We start from the raw sequence: 24131 nt of genomic DNA, 5'->3' as shown, positions 1-24131 counted from the left end.
TCTAAAATGTTAATATATGGTATAATTTAATTAAAAACGAAAGGAGCTTCTAACATGTGGTTCATTTCGGCAATCGCGCCTGTTGTAATAGTTGGTGGAATTGTAGTATTTGTAATTAAAAGATTGGAACATAAATATAAGAACGGAAAATTAGGTAAGAAAAAATCTCAAAAAGCTCAACTGTTATTAGATAGTTTCATACCTATGGGAATGCTTGTTGGCTGTATAATTGGTTTGATTTTCGGTATGTTTTTTCCGGATTCCTCACTACTTTCCATTAGTTTAGGATCTGGAATAGGCTATTTATTTGGTTATTTCGCCTATGAAATTTATAGCAAGACAGGTAATGAGTTTTCATAATCCAAAAGAAATAAGTGAGGACAGTACATAGTAGCCATATACAATATGTACTGTCCTTTATTTTTGCATCAACACTATCACCTTCCCTTTCATATCCTATACACCTTTTGTATTGATTTCCCTCTCCTTATCTCAAATAACAATTTTATTATTTATCATAAAGTTAACACTCTCGTTAAACATATATAAAGATTGTTGTATTTCTTACTTTTCTCCTTGAAAACAATATATACTACATTTGAAATAAGCGGGTACGTCTGCTTATTATCTAAATTCCCGTGCAATACCCCCTCACGAAATGCTAGGAGAAATCCTAGCATTTTTTACAATAACGTTTGCCGAAAAAGTTTTGGCACTTTAAACATATGTAAATTATAGTTTCTTTTCAACTTTATCACTTAAACCGTTATATCATTTGAGTGAGCTAGTACATCCGCCCTCATCTTATTTTTTCCACTTATAAAAATCCGTCCACTCTTCTTCATTTTAACTTTAATCACGAAACAAAAAAATCCCCTCAAAGCATAAGCTTCAAGGGGTGAGCCTGTATTTTTACTTACTTATATACGTACAGCTGTACCACTTACAGCAACCATTAACATTCCATCACGAACAACTTCATAATCTACGTCAATACCAACGATAGCGTTCGCACCTTTTTGTTTTGCAAGTTCTTTCATTTCATCCATTGCGATATCACGAGCTTCTTTTAGCTTGCTTTCGTAAGAACCAGCACGACCACCGACAACATCACGAACGGAAGCGAATAAGTCGCGGACAATATTTGCACCCATAATAGCTTCACCATTTACAATATCAATATACTCAATAATTTCTTTACCTTGGATTCCAGACGTTGTTGTTACAATCATGACTGACACTCTCCTAATAACTTATAGTTTTTTGATTAGCTTTCTTATGTCTTTATTATGACACGGAAAAAGTATCTAATCTATTGAATTACCTTACAGGAGTGTGACAATTTTGTAAGAATAAAGCGCCTATTATGCTTAATAAAGTGCTTTAACATTCGGATACATAAACGATTCTCTATTTTCTTTCCAATCCTTTTCTACTTCTTTAAAAGTTGGTCGCCCTAACTCTTCCTTGTTTTCCTGTTTACGAAACCATTTCTTCACATACTTCTCCCCATTTTTATTTTGAACCGTACAAAGGAAACTATTACTACTATCCTTTAATATTTTTACAATCACGAAAAGACACCTCTTCCCTTTTTAATATCATAATAGAACTTGATCTTTTACTATAAGCCCTTCCTCTCTTATAGTCATACGACTCCTCGGCCGCGCCAAAGTTGTAAGATCAAAAAACGATATTCACTATGTTTACATTTTGCATAATTGATATGTGAAGTAAATATTATTTAAAGAAATCAGAGTTATAAGCATTATGCTTATCAAATATTTTATAGATTTCTAACTTATCATCTAATTTTGCATCTACTAAAATTAATATATTTCCATCGTAAATGTATTCTTCATATTTCTTAGCATGTTCTTCGGGAATTCCTAATCCGATAAATGCGCCTATTAAACTTCCAGCTCCTCCGCCAATACCGGCTCCTCCAATAGCTGCTGCGATAGGTCCCGCTGCTACGATTGGACCCATTCCAGAAACAGCAAGTATACCAAGACCTGTTAATAAACCACCAAGTCCGCCTGCTACTCCTCCTGCCACAAGCCCTGTCGCTGAAAAGATATCCGCTTTATGTGCCGTTTCACTATTCACTTTTTCACCCGATTTTTCTTCCAGATGTTCAATTTCCTTTTGATCCTTCGCAATAGCTGAAATGTTACCCGCCGAGTATCCTTTATCTTTTAATTCATTAATAACGAATGCCGCATCATCAATTGTTCTAAAAATACCTACTATTTTTCTATCTACATCCATAACTATTAACCTCCTAAAATTTTATATAATGTATCTTTATCTTTCTTCATTTCTGTATACACTAACCTTTTTATTAACATAACCATTTACGAAAAAGCGAATAGTAAAAGCATTACAAGCGAACTACTTAACAAGTAAATTAAATCAAATGTAATATCAATCATCATTTCATTCATGTATACCAGACTCCTTTTTATTTAAAGTAAAAGTATATTTTTATAGACTAGAAATCTTACAATTCATCTTCAGTCAATCTCTTTGTAGTATATGTATACCCTTCGTAACCCTTTCTAAACCTAAAAAACTATAATTATATTTTTTCTTATTTATATGTTTAACATTTTTTAAAACGGGTATGTTTATATTGTTATGCTTACTATATGGAAAGGAATATTTCGATGAATGCAATCCAATCTACTACTATTCTTTATAATGAAACACCTACAATAACGCAGATTCATCATTTTTATGCTTTAATGACAACATTTCAAACTAATTTATTTATAAGTAAACATGGAACACTTACTTCTATTAAAAGCTTAAGCACATTAATATCCTTTTTCCTTACTGTAAAAAAGAGAGAGCTTGTATTATTTATCTTTGAAGGAATAGATGCAAAAAAAGCTTTAAGCACACTCTTTCCTTCTTAAAAGTTTTATTATCCCCCTATTCCCTCGATCGTTACTTTTCATATATGTTTATATTTCAAAATGATTTCCTCTATTCAAAACGAGACCCCCTAATACAATAGGGGGATTTCTAGTTTGGCCTTATGAAAACTGATATAATATATATTACGTTTTTCATTCTTTACAATAGAAAACTTTTAATAATCTTGAAGGTAGGAATTTTTAATGAAATCGAAAGCAAAATTTAGTATTCGCTACAAAATTATGGCTGGCTATTTAGTTATGATTTTGTTCTTACTTATTTCTTTCATTATGTTAAACAATGAAATTTCCAATTTACAAAAATCTCGTAATTTTATTATTGATCACGATTTTAAAGTTCTTAATTTAACGAATCAAGTGGAGAAAGAATTGCTAACAATTGAAAATAAAGCGAAAGGATTTATTACTTCTAATAACGCAAATTACGTGCAATCCCTTAACACTGCGGAAAAGGATTACGAAAAACATTATCAAGATCTTTTGGCTCTATTAGAGGATAACCCCTCTCAGCAAGAAAAATTAAAACAGATTAACGAAAATATTAATAGTTGGATTAATAAAGAGATTCATCCATTAATTACAAATCATAATAGTAATAACATACAAGCAATCGACACGACTCAAATTCAGTCATTACAATCGCAGCTAACTAACTTCCGTGGTGTAGAGGAGCAACTAACGAAAAAAAGAGCTGCACAATTAGATGCTGAAAATAATAAATTAGAGATTTGGTTATACAGTTTATTGTTCTTACTTTCTTGTATTTCTATTATCATTTCACTCTATATTTCGAATTCCATTACAAAAACGATTAAAAACGTAATTCAAGCTATTAAATCCATTTCTTCTAAAGAAAAAATTACTGAAAGAATTCATGTAAACACGCGGGATGAAATAAAAGAGCTTGCTCATACAACGAACCACCTACTAGACGAAATATCTAAAAGAGAGTGGTTACAAACCGAGCTTGCAGAATTAATTTTAATGTATCAAGGTATACCTTCTATTGAGATGTTAGGTAAAAAAATTCTTAGTGGAGTTATACAAAAAACGCAAACCTCTTGCGGTGCATTCTATGTACGTGAAGAAATTGAAGAAACTGTCTACTATGTAAAGAAAGCTTCTTTCGCTGATCAAGGTGCTGATATTGGAAAACAATCCATTAAAATGGGTGAAGGTTTAATTGGGCAATGTGCTTTAGAAAAACAAAGCTTTATTCTTCGAGAAATACCAGAAGAATTTCGTTATGTCACTAGCGGCTTATTAGAAATACGCCCTCAAAACCTACTAGTCGTCCCTATCTTATTTGAAGATGAAGTGATCGCAGTAATGGAGTTAGTAAGTGTAACTGAGATTTCAGACTTACATCAAGATTTAATTCAACAAACCGTTGATAACCTAGGTCTAACAATCCATAGTATTATGGGACGTATGCGAATTCAAACGCTTTTACATGAATCACAAGCAATGACAGAAGAGTTGCAAGTTCAATCAGAAGAATTGCAAACGCAAGCTGAAGAACTACAAATGCAAGCCGAAGAATTACGAACAACGAATGAACAACTAGAGTCTAGAACGGAAGAGGCCGAGCAAAAGACAGCTGACTTACAAATTACTAAATCAGAATTAGAAGAAAAAGCAAGCGAAATATTACGTAGTTCAAAATACAAATCAGAATTCCTAGCAAATATGTCCCATGAATTACGAACACCGTTAAATAGTATTTTACTATTATCTGAAATGTTAAGAGAAAATCATGATAATCATTTATCCGATGATGAAATTGAATTAGCAACCGTCATTCATTCATCAGGGAAAGATTTACTTACTTTAATTAATGACATACTAGATTTATCTAAAGTAGAAGCTGGGAAACTAGATGTTATTTTTGAAGCAACGAACATAAGTGACATGGCAGCAAATATGCAGCAAAACTTTTTACATATAGCTGCACAAAAAAATGTCGAATTTACTATTGAAGACAGTGATATTATTCCTGATTTATTTTATACAGATGCAAAGCGGATTGAGCAAATTATTAAAAATTTATTATCCAATGCATTTAAATTCACGGAAAAAGGATCCGTCTCTTTACATTTCGATTCGATAGAAACAACCAATTTGAGTCATGATATGCAGTCTATAAGTAAAGATTGGATGACAATTTCAGTAAAAGATACTGGTATTGGTATCGCTACAGAACAGCATCAACTCATTTTCGAAGCCTTTCAACAGGCAGATGGAGCAACGATTCGGAAATATGGTGGTACAGGCTTAGGCTTATCTATCTGTAAAGAGTTTGCTAGATTATTGGGTGGTTGGATTACGTTAGAGAGTAATTTAGGAGAAGGCAGTACTTTCACAGTATATATTCCTAACCTTCCAAATGGGTTAAATGATATACAGTTATCCAAATTAGAAGTCGCAGCAACGATAGAAGATGTTATTCCTGCTGAAGTTATTGAGGAAACTATCGTGACGCCAGAAACAAATAACGTCTTCCAAGAGAAAACTATTTTAATTGTCGATGATGATCATCGAAATATATTTGCATTACAAAACGCATTAGAAAAACAACATGCCAACATTATTACTGCACAAAACGGCATAGAGTGTTTAGAAATACTAAAAAACAATACAAATATTGACCTTATTTTAATGGATATTATGATGCCGAATATGGACGGTTATGAAACGATGGAACATATCCGAATGAATTTAGGGTTACATGAAATACCTATTATCGCATTAACTGCTAAAGCAATGCCAAATGATAAAGAAAAATGTTTATCTGCTGGCGCTTCAGATTATATAAGTAAACCATTAAATTTACATCAACTCTATTCGGTAATGAGTGTATGGTTAATAAAATAAGTGAGGTTTAGTTTAAGTGGAAAATAAGTATTATAATTTTGATCCATCCGTAGATATGGATAAGCGTACGAACTTAGAAATTGAATTACTATTGGAAGCGGTATTTAAACTGTCAGGATTTGATTTTCGCCAATATGCTCGCACATCTATTTATAGAAGAATTTGTAATAGAATGCAGCTCTCTAATATCCCTACCATTTCAAAATTAATTGAAAAAGTAATTCATGAGGAAGGGTTTTTAGAACAGTTATTAAATGATTTCTCCATTAATGTAACTGAAATGTTCCGTAACCCTACTTTTTTTAAAGCGTTAAGAGAGCATGTTATTCCTGAATTAAAAAAGTATCCTGAAATTAGAATTTGGCATGCTGGATGTGCAACTGGTGAAGAAGTGTTATCAATGTCCATCTTACTTCACGAAGAAGGATTAAGTGAAAAAGCTGTTATTTACGCAACAGATATGAATACAAATGTGTTAGAAAAAGCAAAACAAGGCATCCTTCCGTTAAATAAAATGCAAACTTATACGAAAAACTATTTACAAGCTGGCGGTACACAAGCATTTTCTAACTATTATTCAACAGATAATCGTTTTGCTTATTTTAATCCATCCCTTTTACAAAACATTATTTTTGCGCAACATAATTTAGTAACTGATCAGTCTTTTAACGAATTTCATATTATACTTTGCCGTAACGTTTTAATTTACTTTACGAGTAAACTTCAAAACCAAGTACAGCAACTATTTTATGAAAGTTTAGGCCACAATGGATTCCTATGTTTAGGAAATAAAGAAACTCTTCGTTTTTCAGATATAATGCCGCATTATATCCAATTTAATCCTAACGAACAAATCTATCAAAAAATACAATAAAAAGCGTATGAAATCCTCTGTTTGGATTTCATACGCTTTTTATTTCACATTCGTTTGTATCATAATTAGACACATATCATCTGATTGTGTTTTCTTCTGTTCTTCCTTATAAAACCCTTCTATCTCTCCTTCTAAATCTCCCCATTTTCTTTCTGTAAAAGTACGCAACTTCTCTTCAGACTCAAATTCATCATTTGCAATTGCTTCAAGAACACCATCTGTAAATAATACAATTTGAGCGTTCTTCTCAAAAGGTATAACTGTCTTTTCAACTTTTATTTCATCAAAAAATCCTACCGCACAACTCCCGCGATTTAGTTCCACTACATTCTCTTCATCAACTAAAACGTATCCAGAAGGATGTCCTGCATTTACATATTCAATTGTTCTCTTTTCTGTATCAACTACTAAGTATATCGCTGTAAAATAATATGGAATATTGTCATTCTCATTATGTAAAAGAGTCATATATTTATTTAAGTCTTTAATGACAAGTTCCGGATCGATTAAACATTTAATCGATTCACGTAATACAGACGAAATAAACATACAAACTAATGAAGCAGATACACCATGTCCCATCACATCTAATAATATAATACCGTAGCGGTTTTCATCGATTTTATACCAATAATACATATCTCCAGCTAGTTTGAATGAAGGTAAGTAACTTGCTTCAATTTTTATATGATTTTCTCTTAATGGGCTACTTAATAAGTTTCTTTGTACTTGTGTAGCTAAATCTAATTCATTACGAAGATTTTCCTCTTGTTCTTTATGCCAATTTAATTCCGATTTCAAGCGTAATGCCACACGCATACGAGCTAACAATTCAACTTTATTTATAGGTTTCGTAATATAATCCATTGCACCTATATCAAGCGCTTCAGCTAATTTATTCGCATCTTCTAAAGCTGTTACAAAAATAATAGGAATATCTTTAAACTTCTCCTCGTTTTGTAATCGCCTACAAACTTCAAGTCCATCAATCTCAGGCATCATGATATCTAATAGTATTAAATCAATTTCATTATGCCTGGAAGAATCTTTTCCAAAATGGATGTATTCGAAAAGCTCTTGTGCAGAATTAAGCGATACAAGATCCTGATATCCGGCTTGTTTTAAAATTTTTTCAATTACAAAGATGTTAACCGGATTATCATCGACAATTAAAATGGACACAAGTTATTTCCCCTTTTCTTATTTAAAATGTAAATCTATTATCATTTTCTATTTTTCTAGTATTGCATACTCAGTTATAAAATAAAAATTTCCTACTCATACGTATTTATACAGCAAAAGAACAAACCCCCTAGAAATGAGAGTTTGTTCTTTCACTCTATAAATTTCCACTTTTAATTTAACACCATTGCTTTGTCATTTAAAAGGCGATCTAATTCTTCCATATGATTTGTTTCATCTGCGATCATATCTTCTAACTTTACAACTAACTCTGTCATATTTAATTTCGCTGCCTGTTCTTTTCTCGTTTCATAACGCTTAATTGTTTCATATTCTGATTGTCTAGCTGCTTCTAACATTTCTCTAACATCTTCTACTTGTTTCACTGGTAAAGGGATCGTAGTAGGTGTACCACCTAGCGTCTTAATTTTCTCCGCTAAATATAGGGCATGTCCTTGTTCATCACTAATTTCAGATTCAAAGAAAGGTTTTAACACTTGTCTATATATACCAGAAACCGTAGCTGCATTATGGTTATACATAATAATTGCCGAGTATTCTCCTGCTAAATCTTCATTCAATCCTTGGATTAGTTCTTTCACATCGTGTGACATTTTAATATCTCCTCCTATACTTAATAACTACCCCTTTTTTCATGTTTTAAACATAATTATTTTTAATTTTTTATGTATCTAAAAACGCGGCTTGCTTCAATTTACTTATCGCTTGTCTTTTAATACGAGAAACGTGCATTTGTGAAATACCTAACCGCTCTCCTGTATCCTTTTGATTTAAATTTTCTCCAAATATATAATGAATAACACTCTTTTCCGTATCATTTAATACGTTAAAAATATCATCTAAAACGAGACGTCTTTCTGTCTGTTCATATCCTTGCTCTACTTCACCTACAGATTCAATTCTCGCTACCGAACTTCCATCAGATGAATTTTCAACTACATCATCTAAGGAAGATACTTGATAATTATTTTTAGCATCCATAATTTCTAGAACTTCCTCTTCGGATAGTCCTAAATGATCTGCAATCTCTATAATCTTAGGTGAACGTTGTAGGTGATCTGTTAGCTCCTCTATCGCAAGTTTAATTTTCCCGCCTAAATCTTTAATTCGCCTTGGAACATGAACGCCCCAAGTTTTATCACGTAAATACTTCTTTATTTCCCCTACTATCGTAGGTATTGCAAACGGTTCAAAAGCATTCCCTATCGAATAATCATACCTTCTTATTGCGCCTAAGAGCCCTAACATTCCTACTTGTATAATATCCTCATGCATCGGCCCACCTTTTGAATAGCGATATGCAATGGAATGTACGAGATTTTTATAGTGATTAACCAACCTTTCCTGCGCTTCATCACATTGGTTTTGTTGGAATTCTGCAATTAGTTTAATAACGTCTTCTTTAGTAAGATTTGTAGGTTGAGATTGGATTTCCATCATTCTCCACCTGCTCTCTTTGTATATATTTTGTCATTAAAACTGTCATGCCCTCATCATGCATAATTTGTATGTCATCCATTAACGTATTTATTAAATATAAACCTAAACCATTTTCCGGCAAATGTTCTACTGGTTTATTAATATCATACGGACCAACTTTACTTTTTAAGGTGCTAAAATCAAAGCTAACCCCATTATCCGCAACCATAATTTCTAATCGATTTTCATATAGACCAAAGACAATTGTAATTTCTCCAACGTCTTCTTTATATGCATGTTGTACAATATTTGTACATGCTTCACTAATAGCAATTTTCATATCTTCTATATCGTCATAAGCAAAGCCCATTCGATTCGCAACACCAGCCATTGTTAAACGAATAATAGCCACATATTCTGCTTTTGCAGGAATTTTCATTTCTATCTTTTCAAATTTCTCCATCATCCCTAGTCACCTTCTTTCTACTTTTTCAAAATCTGAATTCAAATTTAATATTTCTGTTAGTCCTGTAATATCGAATAATCTTTTTAACCTTTTAGATACACCAATAAACTCTAGTTTTCCATCATTTTTCTTAATTGCTTTTAATAGCGCTATAAAAACGCCTAAACCTGTACTATCCATATAATCTACCTTATTAAAATCTACTACTATATAAACCTCTTTCTCACTTGCAATAGGCATTACCTTATTTTTTAAATCTGATGCTGTATACGCATCAATCTCACCATTAAGTTGTACTGTATAACCTAAATCATTTTGCAAAATATTTATTGCCAAATTCATCATTTCCGCCCCCTTATCTCAAACTACTACTATTTAATTACCCATAAAAATTAGTTTTAAACATATTTTTTCATTTTAATTATAAATAAATTTTCTACACCTTTCTCAGCTTAACACTAAAAAAATACTACCAAATGTTTAAACCTTATAAATTTGTGTATGTATAATGTATAAACATTATTTTTAGGGGGATCTATCTATGGAAGAGCACAATTTTAAAAAGGGAGATTTCGTTCAATTTTCTTATCGACACAATCATGCTACAAAATTAATTGGTTCCATTATTAACATACTAACGAATACAATTGTAGTTGATATAGGTAATACCGACGACTTATCTCATATAGAACCAAGGCAGGTCGTAAGAATAAATAATTGTAAAAAAGTAACGATAGCTTAATATGTAATCTCAATCAGTGGGGCCATCCTCACTGATTCCTATGTAAAATACATTAAAAAAGCATCCAAATTATTTTAATTGGATGCTTTTTTATGTATTTTTATCAGTTTATTAACTTTATAGCTATATATAATAAACTTAAGATTACTATTCATTATCATACTTACGCTTTCCGTAGCATTCTAGAAAAGAATGTAACGATTAAAATAAAGACGATTGCACCTAATAAAGCTGGAAGAATAAAGATGCCTCCCCATTCAGGGCCCCAGTGACCAAATAACGCACTACCTACCCAAGATCCGATTAATCCGGCAATAACATTACCAACTATACCTAAAGGAAAGTCTTTTCCCGTAATCATTCCAGCTAACGCACCAATAAGTCCACCTACAATACACGTAATAATAAGTCCCACAATTAGACCTCCTATATATTTTTATAATGGATTTATCAAGCTTTGGCGTTTAACCAAAGCTTGATAAACATGTATTATTCTTTGTTATCCAATCCATCACTTATCTTTTGTTTCACTTTTCCGACTTTTTCTTTTACAGTTCCCTTCGTCTTCTCCCACTTCCCTTCATTTTTCAACTCTCTATCTTCTGTAACTTCACCAATTCCTTCTTTTACTTGCCCCTTTTTCTTTTCAACTTTACCAGTAATTTGTTCCTTTAGCCCGCTCTCACTCATATTTCCAATCTCCTTTTCGTAATAGATTTGTAGATTTAAAGAGTATGAATTTAAATAGAATACGTGCATCTTCTTTCTTGTAACCATTCACCGACTCTTTCTAAATCCTTAACGAATAACAAGATTTTCCCTTCATCCAGTTTTTCTTCATAAAAGTTAGCTTCTTCCTCATTAAGTCCTAATTCTTGCATCTTATTTCTTAACTGATCTCCTGTTTTTTGAAAAACATTAATAATACTTGTCCCAAGTCCCTCTTCTTTTATTCCAATTGTATTCACGTCTGCATTGTCTGCGATTCTATCTGTCCTTTCTTTCTCATGTGTTAATACGTAAATATCTTTTTGGTCGATTCCTTTCTTCACTAGATCATTCGCTGCATTCATGACCTCTTTCTCCGTAATAAATTCATATACAAAAGGTTTACTATACTTCGTTTCCATCTTTAACTTCCTCCTCTAAAATGAATTATTTGTTATATTATATGTAATACACCCATTTTCGAAATGTTAAACATAAAATATGAAAAAAATTATGTGAATTTTGATTTTGATAGAGAATGAACCGCATATTTTTCATATATACGCTTCATATTATTCATACGAACATCATTAAAACTAGTAAACATGTCTCCCTATGATTTACAAAATTATCTCCTTACAATAACCACCTAAAATAACAGAAAATTGTTATAATTAAACGTAAGGAGGGATACTATGAAAAAAATCATATCTATATGCGCTCTAACCGCTCTATCTTTCACTTTAATAGGCTGTACAAGCACTTCTACTACAAATAATACTCCAACAACTAAGCAAGAAAATACGAAAAATGCCATTCAATTAAACTCTGCAGACATTACCAACATTGAGATGCTTAGAACAACAAGTAATACTAGTTCCAAATCTCAAACAGATAACGAGGAAATGATACAATCAATCGCTTCAGCAGTCCAAAAAGGAACACCGAAAACAATCACACTAGATCAAAAAAAGAGGGCATCTGCGCATTCTACTATAACCGTTACATATAAAGATGACTCAAAAGAAGAGTTTCTTGTGTGGGTTGATAATAAGGAACAAATTACGATTGCTAAAGATGAGAAGAAAGATAAAGTAGAAGCTGTAACGGTGAATATTAAAGGCGCTAAGATAATGAAGGATTTTTTTAAAAATGATAAAACATAAAAGGATCCCCATCAACTTAAGGATTCAAAATCAGCACAAAATTTTGTTCAGAAATACTATAAAATTTCAGCTTAATAGGTAAGTGGCGAGACCGTATATTATTAAACTTAAAATGTTTCAAATTGAAGGAAGACACCTTATAAGGTGTCTTTTCTTTATTTTCAAAAGGACCTGCTCCATTCATAAATGCATAAAGTAAATTGAATCCGTTAAAACACATGAGTGAACCTTTGTCTTCCCCCTCCTATCTAAAGGAGGAACTGTTATGGGCTTTGGTGGTAGTTGTGGCGGCTGTCGCTTCGCTGGAGGATTTGCTTTATTAGTTGTATTGTTTATTTTATTAATCATCGTTGGAGCTGCTTGCTTCTGCTAAAAAACTATCGGAAAAGATCCCCGTGCTAAACAAAAAATAAAATAAGCTGCCCATATGGACAGCTTATTTACATAATTATCGTTCTCGGAAGTAAAGTTTTAAAAGTAATTTATCCATAGTGATATTAAAATTACTACTAACAGGGGGAGCACCACATCGCTATCAAGCTAAGCTTATGCAAAGTCAATTTTAGGCGAGATTGTTTCTTTTTTCTAAAGAGCAAGTGTAAGTGTTTGAAAGATTTGCATACGAAATAAACCCTAACGGGTTTCACTTTTTTGAATTAAGCGGCTTGGTTATCAGACATGGTACAATTGTAAACGACACCTAATATATCAAAGATCGTTTTTTTATCATATCGATGAGATTTCCGCCCATTTTGCTGTAGGAGATTGAACAGGCGAAGTAACACCTTTGATAGCTCTTGGGTGTTTTTTTGTATAGTTTGGAATAGAAGAAGAAAATAGTCTTTAATCATATATATGGCTTTATACTCACTAAGCTCTTGTTTTTTCTTCATGAGGAGCAATTGGCGCATTTGAAACATGATAGAAGAACAGAGTAGAATGGCAATCAATTGACCATATAAATGGCACTCCAATCGTTCTGGTTTTATCTTTTTACAATGATGGATTTGAAAGAATGACTTCCACGTTTTAAATAAAATTTCGATTTGCCAACGCAAAGAATACCAGTCATGTACCTGTCCCATCGGGACAATATCTGTAGGGGTGTTTGTCATATATACATTGATACCACTGAGCCGTTTACTACGAGGAGAATACTTCATTCCTTTCTTTTTTTCTCTTACAGCTTGATCTTGTAATCGTTTTTGTTGCTGTTGTTTTGTTAATCGGTGAACAATTACACGAGCTGGCACTTTATCAATCATTCCTACATAAGCATCAGCTATTTCACATGTTTGTCCTGGTTGAAGGGAGCTCATTAACGTCTCCATATCTATCTGTATATACTCTGTACCTTTCTTAATTCTTCCGTCTTGAAAATAATCAGGGTTAGGATTTTTTTGATAAATACGTGTATTCGACTTGATACGAGAGATATAGTAGGCCTCTTTATCTTGTATATATTGAAGGTCTTTTAAATGAAAATAACCTAAATCTCGGATACATAAATCATTCGCTGTCACAGTTGGGGCACACAGAGAGCCGTAAGTGCGATCATGTTGTTTACCTGGACCTGTATGAATATGTAAGAACTGTCCACTTAACAAATCATACTCAAGTTGAATTTTTATCCCAGCCGTATGGCTGCATCCTCCTGCACCTGGATAAACCGATGAAAATACATCCGGGAGTTGAAATGCAGTTGAATCTAAAATACGAATACGCTTGAAAACAGAAGTGTATGGAGAAGAAATCGGCATAGATGCGGCCAATTTTTTGCTTAGTAGTTCGGCTAGTAGGTGTTGTAAAAGTTGGACGGCCGCCTTATTAAACCGTTGATTCAGTCCCTCAGGACTGATGAGTACTTCTGTTGATGCTTCTAAACAGCTAGATAACTGAGTTAAAGAAGTCATAGCTATATTTTGGCTCAACCATACACATAAAGCTACTAAATCTTTTGCTTGGTACTTACTGGTTCGTTGTACAAAGCCAACATCTCTAGCAAGATTCCGTAAGGTATTTGGAGATAAAAAACTTTGAATCTCTTGAGCAAATAGTTGTAATTCGTCATACACAGAAACAGACATAAAAAACGCCATCCTTTCCTATGATTCTACAGAAAGAATAGCGCATTTTTTCATTCTAGGGGGCATTTCTTTTTATTAGCTTGATAGCGATGTGGCGAGACCCCATAGCCATCAAGCTAAAATTTTATAGTACCCCCAGAACGAAATTTTGTGCTACTTGTAACAAAAAAGTACATTTTTTCGTTTTGGGGAACAACCAAATTCTTAACTTGATGGTGATGGGGTAGTACCACATCGCTATCAAGCTAAGCTTATACAAAGTCAATTTTAGGCGAGATTGTTTCTTTTTTCTAAAGGTTATGTGTAAGGAATTTAAAGATTTGCATACGAAATATACCCTAACGGGTTTCATTTTTTTGAATTAAGCCGCTTGATTATCAGACATGGTACAATTGTAAACGACACCTAATATATCAAAGACTGTTTTCTTCTCATATCGATGAGATTTTCTCCCGTTTTGCTGTAGGAGGTTGAACAGGCGAATTAGAATCTTTGATAGCTCTTGGGTGTCTTTCTGTATAGCTTGGAAAAGAAGAAGAAAGTAATCTTTAATCATATATATGGCCTTATATTCACTCAGTTCTCGTTTCTTTTTCATAAGAAGTAATTGCCGCATTTGAAACATGGTAGAAGATCAGAGTAGAATGGCAATCAGTTTTCCATACAAATGACATTCCAATCGTTCTCGTTTTATCTTTTTACAATGATGAATATGAAAGAATGATTTCCACGTTTTAAATAAAATCTCGATTTGCCAACGTAAAGAATACCAATCATGCACCTGCCCCATCGGGACAATATCTGTAGGGGTATTTGTCATATATACATTGATACCGCTAAGTCGTTTACTACGAGCAGAATACTTCATTCCTTTCTTTTTTTCTCTTACAGTTTGATCTTGTAATCGTTTTTGTTGTTGTTCTTTTGTTAGTCGATGAATAATCACACGAGTTGGGACTTTATCCGTCATTCCTACATAAGCGTTGGATATTTCATATGTTTGTCCTGGTTGAAGAGAGTTCATTAAAACCTCCATATCTATCTGGATATACTCTGTACCTTTCTTGATTCTGCCATCTTGAAAATAATCAGAATTAGGATTTTTTTGATAAATACGTGTATTCGATTTGATACGTGAGATATAATAAGCCTTTTTATCTTGTATATGTTGAAGATCTTTCAAATGGAAATAACCTAAATCTCGGATACATAAATCATTCGCTGTTACAGTTGGGGCACACAGGGAACCGTAGGTTCGATCATGTTGTTTACCTGGACCTGTATGAATATGAAGGAACTGTCCACTTAATAAATCATACTCAAGCTGAATCTTTACTCCCGCTGTATGGCTGCATCCTCCTGCACCTGGATAAACAAACGAAAAGGGATCTGGAAGTTGAAATGCAGTTGAATCTAAAATACGAATACGCTTGAAAACAGAAGTATATGGAGAAGAAATCGGTATAGATGAGGTTAATTTTTGGTTTAGTAGTTCGGATAGTGTGTGTTGTAAAAATTGGACGGCTGCTGTATTAAATCGTTGATTCAGTCCCTCGGGACTGATGAGCACTTCTGTCGATGCTTCTAAACAGCTAGATAACTGAGTTAAAGACGTCGTAGCGACATTTTGATTCATCCATACACATAAAGCGACTAAATCTTTTGCTTGGTACTTACTGGTTCGTTGAACAAAACCAACATCTCTAGCAAAATCTCGTAAGATATTTGGGGATAAGAAGCTTTGAATTTCTTGAGCAAATAGTTGTAATTCATCAGATACAGAAATAGACATACAAAAACGCCATCCTTTCCTATGATTCTACAGAAAGCATAGCGTATTTTTTCATTTTAGGGGGTATTTTGTTTTGTTAGCTTGATAGTGATGGGGTAGTACCACATGCCCATCAAGCTAACAAAGTACACCATTTACAAATTCAAAAGAATCCCCCTCAAAGCATCAACTTTAAGGGGGTCCTCCTAGTATCTTCTCTCTTCATACAATCGATTTGCTTTATATGAGAAAAAGAAAAACATACCAATCGCAGCTGGGATAAACAACCATGAAATACCTCTCATTAATGCAAATGGCGTTTCAAATAATAATGATCCTAAAAATGCTGCACCGTGCATATCCCATAATCCTGGTGTATAGTATAGGCCTTTCGGATTTAAAATCACTCCTAAATCAATTGTATTATTAAACATAAATAGGATTAACAGCGGCAAATAGCATATTGCTAATTCTAAAAATGTCTTAGATAAACGTTTATACTTCCCTGCTCGTGACATTTGATCTGAAAAAATGTCATCTTCACTTTCCTCATCTATCTTTTTAAAATATTGCGTGCCTGCCCACCATTTACCGGCTATATGCTTCCAGCCGCTATCTTCAAATAACGTACAATAATTAATAAAATCACTTCGTCTATAAAATATTCTATAATCTATTTTAATTGTCGCATCCTCTGGTTCTGCGATTTTAAATTTATAACCGAATGTATTACTTTTTAGTTGATAGCCTTTCCAAGCCATCTCTTCTAACCATTTCTCTTCTTTCTCAAAGTCTAAAAAGAATTTCAATCTCCACATCTTTGCTTCCCCCTAACTATACATTTAATAAGCTTTTTGTAACCCCAATAATGTGCTGCATTCTCATAAAGTCTAAATGTAATACTTCTTTCCCGCGTTCAGTAATGACATACACTTTTCTTCGTTTATCTCCACTTTTTACAGATTCTATTAATTGTTGCTTTAATAAATTTTCAACCGCACCATACAATGTACCCGCTGCGATTTTCACTTGATGATTACTAAGTTCCTCCACCTTTTGCATAATTAAATATCCATGAGCTGGCTCTAATAAAGCTAAAAGAACGTAATACGTTGTTTCCGTTAATGGTAAATTTTTATCTCTATTCATAAAGGCCTCCAATGTAACGATTAATATATAGCTAAACTATATAGTCGAACTGTATAGTTTTATTTTATACAGTCTGACTGTATATGTCAAATTTAGGTACAAAAAAGAAACCTAGATCTCATAGGATCTAGGTTTCTTTTTTACATAAACGTAATCGTCACTAAAGAATATCCTTCTTTCACATTATACGGCTCAGCTTTATAAGAAACACGGTTCGCTCCTTGCGGATAACCGATTTCTCCAATTACTTTTTTCACATCTTGCAGTGAACCGTCCATTGATTGCTTATAAAGAACTTCAATCTTTTCTGGTTTTTCGCTATAACGCTGCTGCATTTTATTTTTCAACTCAGTATAGTTATTGGCGATGTATTCATTTGCTAAATAATTTAATTTTGTATCTTTCAATATTTGCTGATATGCAGGTGTTTTCGTACCACCTGTCGCAATTTTATTTGTTAATGTACTATAATAGTTTGTTGTAGCTTGCGGATAGTCCCCTCGGTTCCACACGTGATTCTTCGCAATTTGCTCATCTGATAAGTTGAAATATGAATACGTTACGCGGCCTGGTACATCTGGCACTGGATCATCAAATGTTGTATCAAGATGGTACCACTTGCTATCGATTTTAACTAAATTCCAAGCATGAGGCTGACCGTCTCCAGTTCCTACTACAAAATGATTCTCAATTCCAGCTTCTTTTAATAATTGATAGGTTAATAGTGTGTAACCTTGGCAAACGGCAGAACGATTCGCGAGTGCCTCATATGCGGTATACGCTTTATAAGACGTATCGTAAGAAACATGTTTTACAACATAATCATGAATCGCCTTCACTTTTTCATGATCATCCATCCCGACTTGAATAATAGAAGAAACGATCGCTTTCGCTTGTTTCATCACATATTCTGTTTGTTCTTTCGTTTCGCGATATGTAATCTTTAACGTAAATGTATAATTTCCAGGGGATCCAGAAAGTCCATATGAAACATTCGACCTATTATAATTTGTATACTCATTTTTACTTGCGACTTCTTTATATGCGGTGAAAAGTGTATTCATCACTTCTTTTGTATTACTGTTTTTCGTTTTATATGGAAGTGTAATATTCGTTTCATACGTATTAATACGCGTTTGTACTTCATTTTTGAATGCTGCTAATAATGCCGCATCTCCTGTATCTTGCACCGCAACCTCAGGCTTTTTATATTTCAATGCATTATATAAAAACTGTGCATACTGTTCACGCGTTACCGTTTTAGCTGGTTCAAATTTCCCGTCTCCTGTACCAGATGCAATCCCGTTTGACTGCACCGCACTAATCGCATTTTCTGCCCAAAATCCATTTGGAACATCATTAAATGTATGTTTTTGTTTAGCTGAAACTTGGAACGCATTTTTAATAATTTGTGCCATTTCTGCGCGGCTAACAGAATCTTTCGGTCTAAAACCGCCATTTCCATCACCTTTAAAAATCCCCAATTTCGTTAATGTTAAAACCTCTTCTGGAAACATTGTAGAACCTGAGCGAATATCTCCATACGGATTATTTAAAGTAGACCCATCTTGTAATACATAACGAGCAGCATCATTACTAAACGTACCACCTTGCTTATTCGGTACTAACACACGATAAATTAAAGCTGCAACTTGCTCCCTCGTCGCAACATCACCAAAACCAAACATCCCATTTCCATAACCAGAAATAATATTTTTACTCGCTAAGTCTTTAATCGCAGGATATGACCAGTGCGATGTTGGTACATCAGAAAAAACGCCCGCTTCCGCAGCTTTCACATCACTGCCATTTGTATATAATAACGCACCACCAATAAGTGATAATGATGTAATTGATTTTAATAGTTTTGTGTACATAATGCATTCTCCCAATACGTCTTCTATTTTTTGTTGTTTTTTGTCGAAAAATCTAAAATAATATAACAAAACACATTATACAATCAAAACTTTTCGGAGGATATACTGAATTTCAAAATATGCAAAAATTCATATCACTATAGGGATTCATACTGATATTATGCTATTTTACTTGCGAATATATAAAGTGAAACTTTAATCAGTGGGGGTTTTGTTCATCCCCCACTGATTATTAGCCTTCACCAATCGGGCGTTTACGGGCAGTTGATCTCCCACCTAACTTCTTTGCTCCAGCCGCATTTTAAGGTGGGAGTTTTACTGCCCGTTAATGCGGGATAAATAAAAAGAAAAATACTAATGTAACATTGTAAATATACATATCGATTTTTGAGCTTTTATTTCGCTAAAATGTAGCCTAAAAAACAATGCTATCTCCATTAAAATCACAATATAATCCTGAGAACATACCTTTTAACATGATTCATTGTAATTAACTTAACTTTTTATTTGCTAAGAAACTTTGCAACAGAACCTAGTAAAGTCTCAAAAAACAACTTATTATCAATCAATATTTAGTAAAAATATATTAATTCTTTAGAATTTCTTTAATTTTCATTATTCTTTATTTAAGGTTATCCTTTATATTTATAATGTGTTTATTTGAATTTATCATATTGAGGCAGAGTTTCACATGACTATAAGCAATTCGAAAAATGGAAAAAACAAGGTCCCCATTAGATTAATTATACTGTTTTTTTGCGTCTTTTATCTATTTATGTTAATTACTATGCAGTTAAGAAAAGTACAATTTATTGATGGATATACATATAAGAATGTAGTTAAAAAACGAGAGAATGCGACAATTAATATTACAGTTCTGTGCGGGAAAACTTGGGTAAATTCAAAGGCATTAATAAGACAATTGATTGGGATCGTAATTACGGAAATGGTAACATATGAAAACGATGGAGAGAGGAAATAAAATGAATTTAGTGAACTTACGTCCTAAACGGCGGTCTAAGTATCGCATTCTACTAGGGACATGGTATTACTCTACAAAGAGGTACATTCAGTGGTTAGCAGATGGAAAAACATATGCAAAAACGTTTCAACAAGAAAAGTTACCCTATACAGCGATTCAGCATCGAACGATACTACTTCGTAAGCTCAAAGATGTAGATATGTGGTATCAACAGAATAAAGTTGTTAATTTGAAGATTGCTATTAAACAACTAAATGGTATCGTCATTAGACCGGGAGAAACATTCTCTTACTGGCGTTTAATAGGTAAGCCTACGAGGAGAAAAGGGTATGTAGAGGGCATGATACTACACTATGGATCTTTTCAAGCAGGCATTGGAGGAGGGCTTTGTCAGCTTTCAAATTTAATATATTGGATGACCTTACATACACCATTGACAGTAACAGAGCGATATCGTCATAGTTTTGATGTCTTTCCTGATTCCAAGCGGACCCAACCATTTGGAAGTGGAGCGACTTGTTCTTATAATTATTTGGATTTACAAATCAAAAATGAAACGGACCAATCGTATCAACTTCACCTTTATATTACAGATAAGCATTTAGTCGGTGAGTGGAGAATTGCCCATCCGCAGCTTTATCAATATGAAGTATATGAAAAAGAACACTCAATCCAATCTGCATACTGGGGTGGTTATATACGACATAATGTTATTCAACGTAAAGTATATACTCAACAGAAACAGTTTATAGAAGACCAATATGTAACGGAGAATCACGCTATAATGATGTACGAACCACTATTAGCTTATAATAATGAGGAGGGTGAGTGAAGGTAACATTGGTGTATCAAGTATTTTTGTCTAGTAACACACTACATGCCTCTCTTCATATAATTAATAGGCACATCTCTTTTTAGGTTCTAGTGTGAAAATAAAGGGATGTGATAATTAATTTTTTCTGTACATCATAAAAAATCAATTATACTTATCATTTCTTACAATCAAATCTGATAAGTATTTTGTAATTTAATAAAAATTTCGTATGAGAATGTATTTTTGCTCATGCATTTCAATTAATTTGAATAATGCTACATTGTAATTTACTGATTTATTTCTACTTTTAAAACTAAAGCGACATGCTACATAAATCTATTTTGATTTCTCGACATATAAATCGCTGCTATGCAGAATATAACAGGACCGCTACTGACTTTCTCCCTTTGTTTTACACCTCGTATATAGAAGTAAAAGGAAATTTTCTAGAGATATCATTTCTCGTTTTTATTGAAAATAAATTTTATATCTTCCTTTCCAATGAACTGGTTCCTAAACTAAACTGCCACGTTTCTAGAATAAGAAAAGAGCTGTCCATAAGTCAGTTTCACCAACTTATGGACAGCTCTCATAGTTTCACCTTATTCTATCGATGAATCCAAACTGCACCTGCAGATTTGTCTTCAGCTTGACCTACTACTTCAAACTTCAATCCTAATTTCGGCAACTTACGTCCTGCATCTGGAATAGCGCTGTTGATGTACTGCTTAGAATCATCAAATTTTGCAACTCCTGGTAATCCTTTATAGTCAAAGATACCGCGAGTTGGCGAGTCTACTCTCCATGCAGGCGCTTGATCAAATGAGAATGCCGCATCGGCAATTTGATAACGCGTACTGCTCTTCACAGTCGGTTGTCCGTTTAATGTACCTACGATTGCCTCTGGATGAGAATCTACTACTCCTAAGAATCCTTCACCTGGATGAACACCTACCCAGTTATCTGTAAAGCTTTGATCCGCATACCATACAACCATTCCTGTATTAAAGACTGGACCACGCGCATGTTTTAACGCCGTGTCAGAACCAGCGTAATTTCTCCACTCTACGTAGTAGTTATTTTTTTTCTGTTCCAATCCGTTAGATACAGTAAATCCTTTTAACGTCATTGCTGGCCCGCCTTCTGCATCATCTGAGAAAACAACTTTGCCATCTACAGTTAATGCAGCATTATCTAACGCAAATCCTTTATAAGCTACTGCAATATCTGTTAAATACTCAAATTGCAGTTTTACTTTTTTCCCTTTAAATTGGCTTAAATCGTATGATTTATCAACCCACTTACCATCAGTTGTATCCACGCCGCCTTTTACATCTTTTTCGCCCATTCTATCAATACGTGTCTTCGTTCCATCTTCTGCAATCGCATATACGTCAAGGAAATCATACTTCGCTTCAAGTTCGTAGAATGCCTTATAATCGAACTTAGCATCCTTTGCATTTGTTAAGTCAAATACCGGTGTCTCAAGTGTTGTATGAATGTCATTTCCTTTTGTGCTGTAATAAAACTTCTTACCAAATGCTGACTCGATATTTTTAATATCTTTGTCTGGCAAGTTAACACGAACGATTCCTGGTCGTTTTGATTTTGTAACACTTTGATCTAAATATGTTGCAACACCGACTCCCGTGCGAAGTTTATCATAATCTACCTCAACGATATTCGCCCAGTTGCCCTTCATATTCTTTTGGAAAAACTCTTTATTTTGTGGTGAGAAACTCGTTGGCTCTGTTCCTGCAATTTTCCCAGCCCAGCTACCGCCGCTCATAATAGACCATGACTCAACAGGTTCACCTTGTCCTGAATACTTTGTATCGTACTCATCTGGTAAGCCTAAATCATGACCATACTCATGCGCAAACACACCAACCGCTCCATCTTCAGGCTCGATTGTATAATCGTATGCAGCCATCTTTCCGCCCCAATTCGAAACAGAAGATTTTGTGCCATCAATCGCATATGGTTTTGATCCAAGTTTTGAACGATGAGACCAAATCGCATCATCTTTCAATTTACCGCCGCCAGCTTCTTGACCAACACCAGCATGTACAACCATTAAATGATCAATAATGCCATCTGGCTCGTTTTTATTTCCATCACCATTTTGATCGTATTGATCAAATTGATCATAATCTGCTAAATTAATTCCTTTTGCTACCGCTGCTTTTAATGCTTCTTTCACAAAATCACGTGGCCCTAAAGGACCCTTATTATCATGGCCAGTTCCTGCATCCGAACCGTAATCTGAAGCTTTCCCTGGAACAGTAAGCCATTCCGTTACAGTTCCATCAACTGTATAGCTGCCGCCAGATTGTTCTTCATAATATTGTTTAAATGTGTTAATCTTCGATCCATCAAATAACGTAAATGGTTCATCACCAAATAACATTTTTTGATAATGTTCACGATTGAAGTCCTTAGAATACATGTATCCTGGCTCTTGATCAATATTGTTATGCTTAAAATCGCTAAATTCTACAAGTAAAACAAGTACTTTATCTTTTCGAACAGCACCGTTGTACTCTTCTTGCTTCGCTGGTGCAGTAGGTACTTTTCCATTTAATTTACTAGAATTCAATCCTGCACCTTGTCCAGCTACTGGCCCTACTGTTGGCTGCTGCGCCTGTTCATTTTCCTTCATTTTTGCATCTTTTACTTTTTTCATAAAATCAGAAGCTTCTTGCGTAAGACTATCTCCTGTCAAGATTTCTTTACCAGGGTTTTCCCCTTTCTTTTTCTCAACATATTTTTCGACAGCCTTTGACGTCTCAGCTTGTGATGCAGATTGATCAATTACACCCCGTTGTTTTAGTGCTTCCGCCAAACGCTCATCCGGTATTAAATGCTCATCTATTGGTAGAGATGGTGTTGGTGTATCAGCATACGCTGCATGACTTCCAAAAGCAAAACTACTACTTAGTACTGCCGCTGTTGCTAAAACTGATAATGGTTTTAACTTCTTATTCTTTTTCAATGCATTTCCTCCCCAGTGTCTGCGAATTATCGTTTTTTTTGCCGATAGCAACATAATATTCT

24 protein-coding genes and 2 pseudogenes are annotated in these 24131 nt (G+C 33.8%); 9 read left to right on the top strand and 17 right to left on the bottom strand.

Going from position 1 to position 24131, the window contains the following annotated elements; translation table 11 throughout:
• The first annotated feature begins 54 nt into the window (after nt 1-54).
• Nucleotides 55-360 (top strand): hypothetical protein, encoded by a 306-nt coding sequence (locus JFT95_RS03275; RefSeq protein WP_201051391.1) that lies wholly within the window; start codon nt 55-57, stop codon nt 358-360.
• Between the two features lie 560 nt (nt 361-920).
• Here the strand turns inward: JFT95_RS03275 and JFT95_RS03270 are convergent.
• The 3 genes from JFT95_RS03270 to JFT95_RS03260 all read right to left on the bottom strand — a co-directional run bounded on the left by JFT95_RS03270 (nt 921) and on the right by JFT95_RS03260 (nt 2271).
• On the bottom strand, nt 921-1232 hold the full coding sequence (locus JFT95_RS03270; RefSeq protein WP_000637510.1) for a YbjQ family protein: 312 nt from the start codon (nt 1230-1232) through the stop codon (nt 921-923).
• Between the two features lie 138 nt (nt 1233-1370).
• Nucleotides 1371-1574: a DUF4028 family protein gene (locus tag JFT95_RS03265; RefSeq protein WP_088038708.1), complete on the bottom strand. Its 204-nt coding sequence runs from the start codon at nt 1572-1574 to the stop codon at nt 1371-1373.
• Between the two features lie 166 nt (nt 1575-1740).
• Entirely contained in the window at nt 1741-2271 is a 531-nt protein-coding gene (locus JFT95_RS03260) for a general stress protein (protein WP_002011077.1), read from the bottom strand.
• Nucleotides 2272-2669: 398 nt separating this feature from the next.
• Here JFT95_RS03260 and JFT95_RS03255 point away from each other — a divergent pair, with 398 nt between their 5' ends.
• The 3 genes from JFT95_RS03255 to JFT95_RS03245 all read left to right on the top strand — a co-directional run bounded on the left by JFT95_RS03255 (nt 2670) and on the right by JFT95_RS03245 (nt 6690).
• The gene (locus JFT95_RS03255; protein WP_002011075.1) at nt 2670-2921 is read left to right on the top strand and encodes a hypothetical protein; all 252 of its coding nucleotides are present in this window, start codon (nt 2670-2672) and stop codon (nt 2919-2921) included.
• A gap of 204 nt (nt 2922-3125) precedes the next feature.
• Nucleotides 3126-5816 (top strand): response regulator, encoded by a 2691-nt coding sequence (locus JFT95_RS03250; RefSeq protein ID WP_201051390.1) that lies wholly within the window; start codon nt 3126-3128, stop codon nt 5814-5816.
• 16 nt (nt 5817-5832) lie between these two features.
• A complete protein-coding gene (locus JFT95_RS03245; RefSeq protein WP_002168988.1) occupies nt 5833-6690 on the top strand; it encodes a CheR family methyltransferase in 858 nt (285 codons plus the stop codon).
• A 39-nt stretch (nt 6691-6729) separates the two neighbouring features.
• Here the strand turns inward: JFT95_RS03245 and JFT95_RS03240 are convergent, their stop codons facing one another.
• From JFT95_RS03240 to rsbV, 5 genes are all read right to left on the bottom strand, one after another.
• On the bottom strand, nt 6730-7872 hold the full coding sequence (locus JFT95_RS03240) for a fused response regulator/phosphatase (RefSeq protein WP_201051388.1): 1143 nt from the start codon (nt 7870-7872) through the stop codon (nt 6730-6732).
• A 173-nt stretch (nt 7873-8045) separates the two neighbouring features.
• Nucleotides 8046-8486 carry a ferritin-like domain-containing protein gene (locus tag JFT95_RS03235; protein WP_201051386.1) on the bottom strand — a complete coding sequence of 147 codons (441 nt, stop codon included), beginning with the start codon at nt 8484-8486 and terminating at the stop codon, nt 8046-8048.
• A 70-nt stretch (nt 8487-8556) separates the two neighbouring features.
• On the bottom strand, nt 8557-9333 hold the full coding sequence (gene sigB, locus JFT95_RS03230) for an RNA polymerase sigma factor SigB (protein WP_085309541.1): 777 nt from the start codon (nt 9331-9333) through the stop codon (nt 8557-8559).
• Nucleotides 9296-9778, bottom strand: a complete 483-nt coding sequence (gene rsbW / locus JFT95_RS03225; protein ID WP_063217526.1) for an anti-sigma B factor RsbW — start codon at nt 9776-9778, stop codon at nt 9296-9298. The genes sigB and rsbW overlap by 38 nt, the downstream gene beginning before the upstream one ends.
• Before the next feature lie 6 nt (nt 9779-9784).
• Entirely contained in the window at nt 9785-10123 is a 339-nt protein-coding gene (gene rsbV, locus JFT95_RS03220) for an anti sigma b factor antagonist RsbV (protein ID WP_002011067.1), read from the bottom strand.
• Nucleotides 10124-10319: 196 nt separating this feature from the next.
• On the opposite strand from rsbV, the gene JFT95_RS03215 reads away from it, so the two are divergent.
• The gene (locus JFT95_RS03215; RefSeq protein WP_201051384.1) at nt 10320-10520 is read left to right on the top strand and encodes a methyltransferase; all 201 of its coding nucleotides are present in this window, start codon (nt 10320-10322) and stop codon (nt 10518-10520) included.
• Between the two features lie 163 nt (nt 10521-10683).
• On the opposite strand, the gene JFT95_RS03210 is transcribed toward JFT95_RS03215, so the two are convergent.
• The 3 genes from JFT95_RS03210 to JFT95_RS03200 form a co-directional block, all read right to left on the bottom strand.
• On the bottom strand, nt 10684-10935 hold the full coding sequence (locus tag JFT95_RS03210; protein ID WP_000522902.1) for a GlsB/YeaQ/YmgE family stress response membrane protein: 252 nt from the start codon (nt 10933-10935) through the stop codon (nt 10684-10686).
• A gap of 74 nt (nt 10936-11009) precedes the next feature.
• A complete protein-coding gene (locus JFT95_RS03205) occupies nt 11010-11210 on the bottom strand; it encodes a CsbD family protein (RefSeq protein ID WP_000004264.1) in 201 nt (66 codons plus the stop codon).
• Nucleotides 11211-11260: 50 nt separating this feature from the next.
• Nucleotides 11261-11650 carry a YflT domain-containing protein gene (locus JFT95_RS03200; RefSeq protein WP_000448809.1) on the bottom strand — a complete coding sequence of 130 codons (390 nt, stop codon included), beginning with the start codon at nt 11648-11650 and terminating at the stop codon, nt 11261-11263.
• 273 nt (nt 11651-11923) lie between these two features.
• On the opposite strand from JFT95_RS03200, the gene JFT95_RS03195 reads away from it, so the two are divergent.
• Nucleotides 11924-12394 (top strand): hypothetical protein, encoded by a 471-nt coding sequence (locus tag JFT95_RS03195; protein WP_085309537.1) that lies wholly within the window; start codon nt 11924-11926, stop codon nt 12392-12394.
• A gap of 265 nt (nt 12395-12659) precedes the next feature.
• Nucleotides 12660-12767: a YjcZ family sporulation protein gene (locus JFT95_RS03190; protein ID WP_078178455.1), complete on the top strand. Its 108-nt coding sequence runs from the start codon at nt 12660-12662 to the stop codon at nt 12765-12767.
• A 283-nt stretch (nt 12768-13050) separates the two neighbouring features.
• Here the strand turns inward: JFT95_RS03190 and JFT95_RS03185 are convergent, their stop codons facing one another.
• From JFT95_RS03185 to JFT95_RS03165, 5 genes and pseudogenes are all read right to left on the bottom strand, one after another.
• A complete protein-coding gene (locus JFT95_RS03185) occupies nt 13051-14481 on the bottom strand; it encodes an IS4 family transposase (RefSeq protein ID WP_201051382.1) in 1431 nt (476 codons plus the stop codon).
• Between the two features lie 361 nt (nt 14482-14842).
• Nucleotides 14843-16273: pseudogene (locus JFT95_RS03180) on the bottom strand (IS4 family transposase).
• 185 nt (nt 16274-16458) lie between these two features.
• Nucleotides 16459-17070 (bottom strand): DUF2812 domain-containing protein, encoded by a 612-nt coding sequence (locus tag JFT95_RS03175; RefSeq protein ID WP_002035046.1) that lies wholly within the window; start codon nt 17068-17070, stop codon nt 16459-16461.
• A gap of 16 nt (nt 17071-17086) precedes the next feature.
• Entirely contained in the window at nt 17087-17401 is a 315-nt protein-coding gene (locus tag JFT95_RS03170) for a PadR family transcriptional regulator (protein WP_201051380.1), read from the bottom strand.
• 140 nt (nt 17402-17541) lie between these two features.
• The gene (locus JFT95_RS03165) at nt 17542-19278 is read right to left on the bottom strand and encodes an S-layer homology domain-containing protein (protein ID WP_201051378.1); all 1737 of its coding nucleotides are present in this window, start codon (nt 19276-19278) and stop codon (nt 17542-17544) included.
• A gap of 691 nt (nt 19279-19969) precedes the next feature.
• On the opposite strand from JFT95_RS03165, the pseudogene JFT95_RS30095 reads away from it, so the two are divergent.
• Nucleotides 19970-20173 (top strand): annotated as a pseudogene (locus JFT95_RS30095) (hypothetical protein); the annotation flags it as partial.
• Nucleotides 20174-20261: 88 nt separating this feature from the next.
• Complete coding sequence (locus tag JFT95_RS03155; RefSeq protein WP_201051376.1) at nt 20262-21092, top strand: VanW family protein; 831 nt, start codon at nt 20262-20264, stop codon at nt 21090-21092.
• Between the two features lie 589 nt (nt 21093-21681).
• On the opposite strand, the gene JFT95_RS03150 is transcribed toward JFT95_RS03155, so the two are convergent.
• On the bottom strand, nt 21682-24069 hold the full coding sequence (locus JFT95_RS03150; protein ID WP_199663146.1) for an immune inhibitor A domain-containing protein: 2388 nt from the start codon (nt 24067-24069) through the stop codon (nt 21682-21684).
• Nucleotides 24070-24131 lie beyond the last annotated feature (62 nt).

This window comes from Bacillus sp. TH17, from assembly GCF_016651125.1.
GTDB classification, from domain to species: Bacteria; Bacillota; Bacilli; order Bacillales; family Bacillaceae_G; genus Bacillus_A; species Bacillus_A mycoides.
This window is presented reverse-complemented; position numbering and strand designations above follow the sequence as displayed.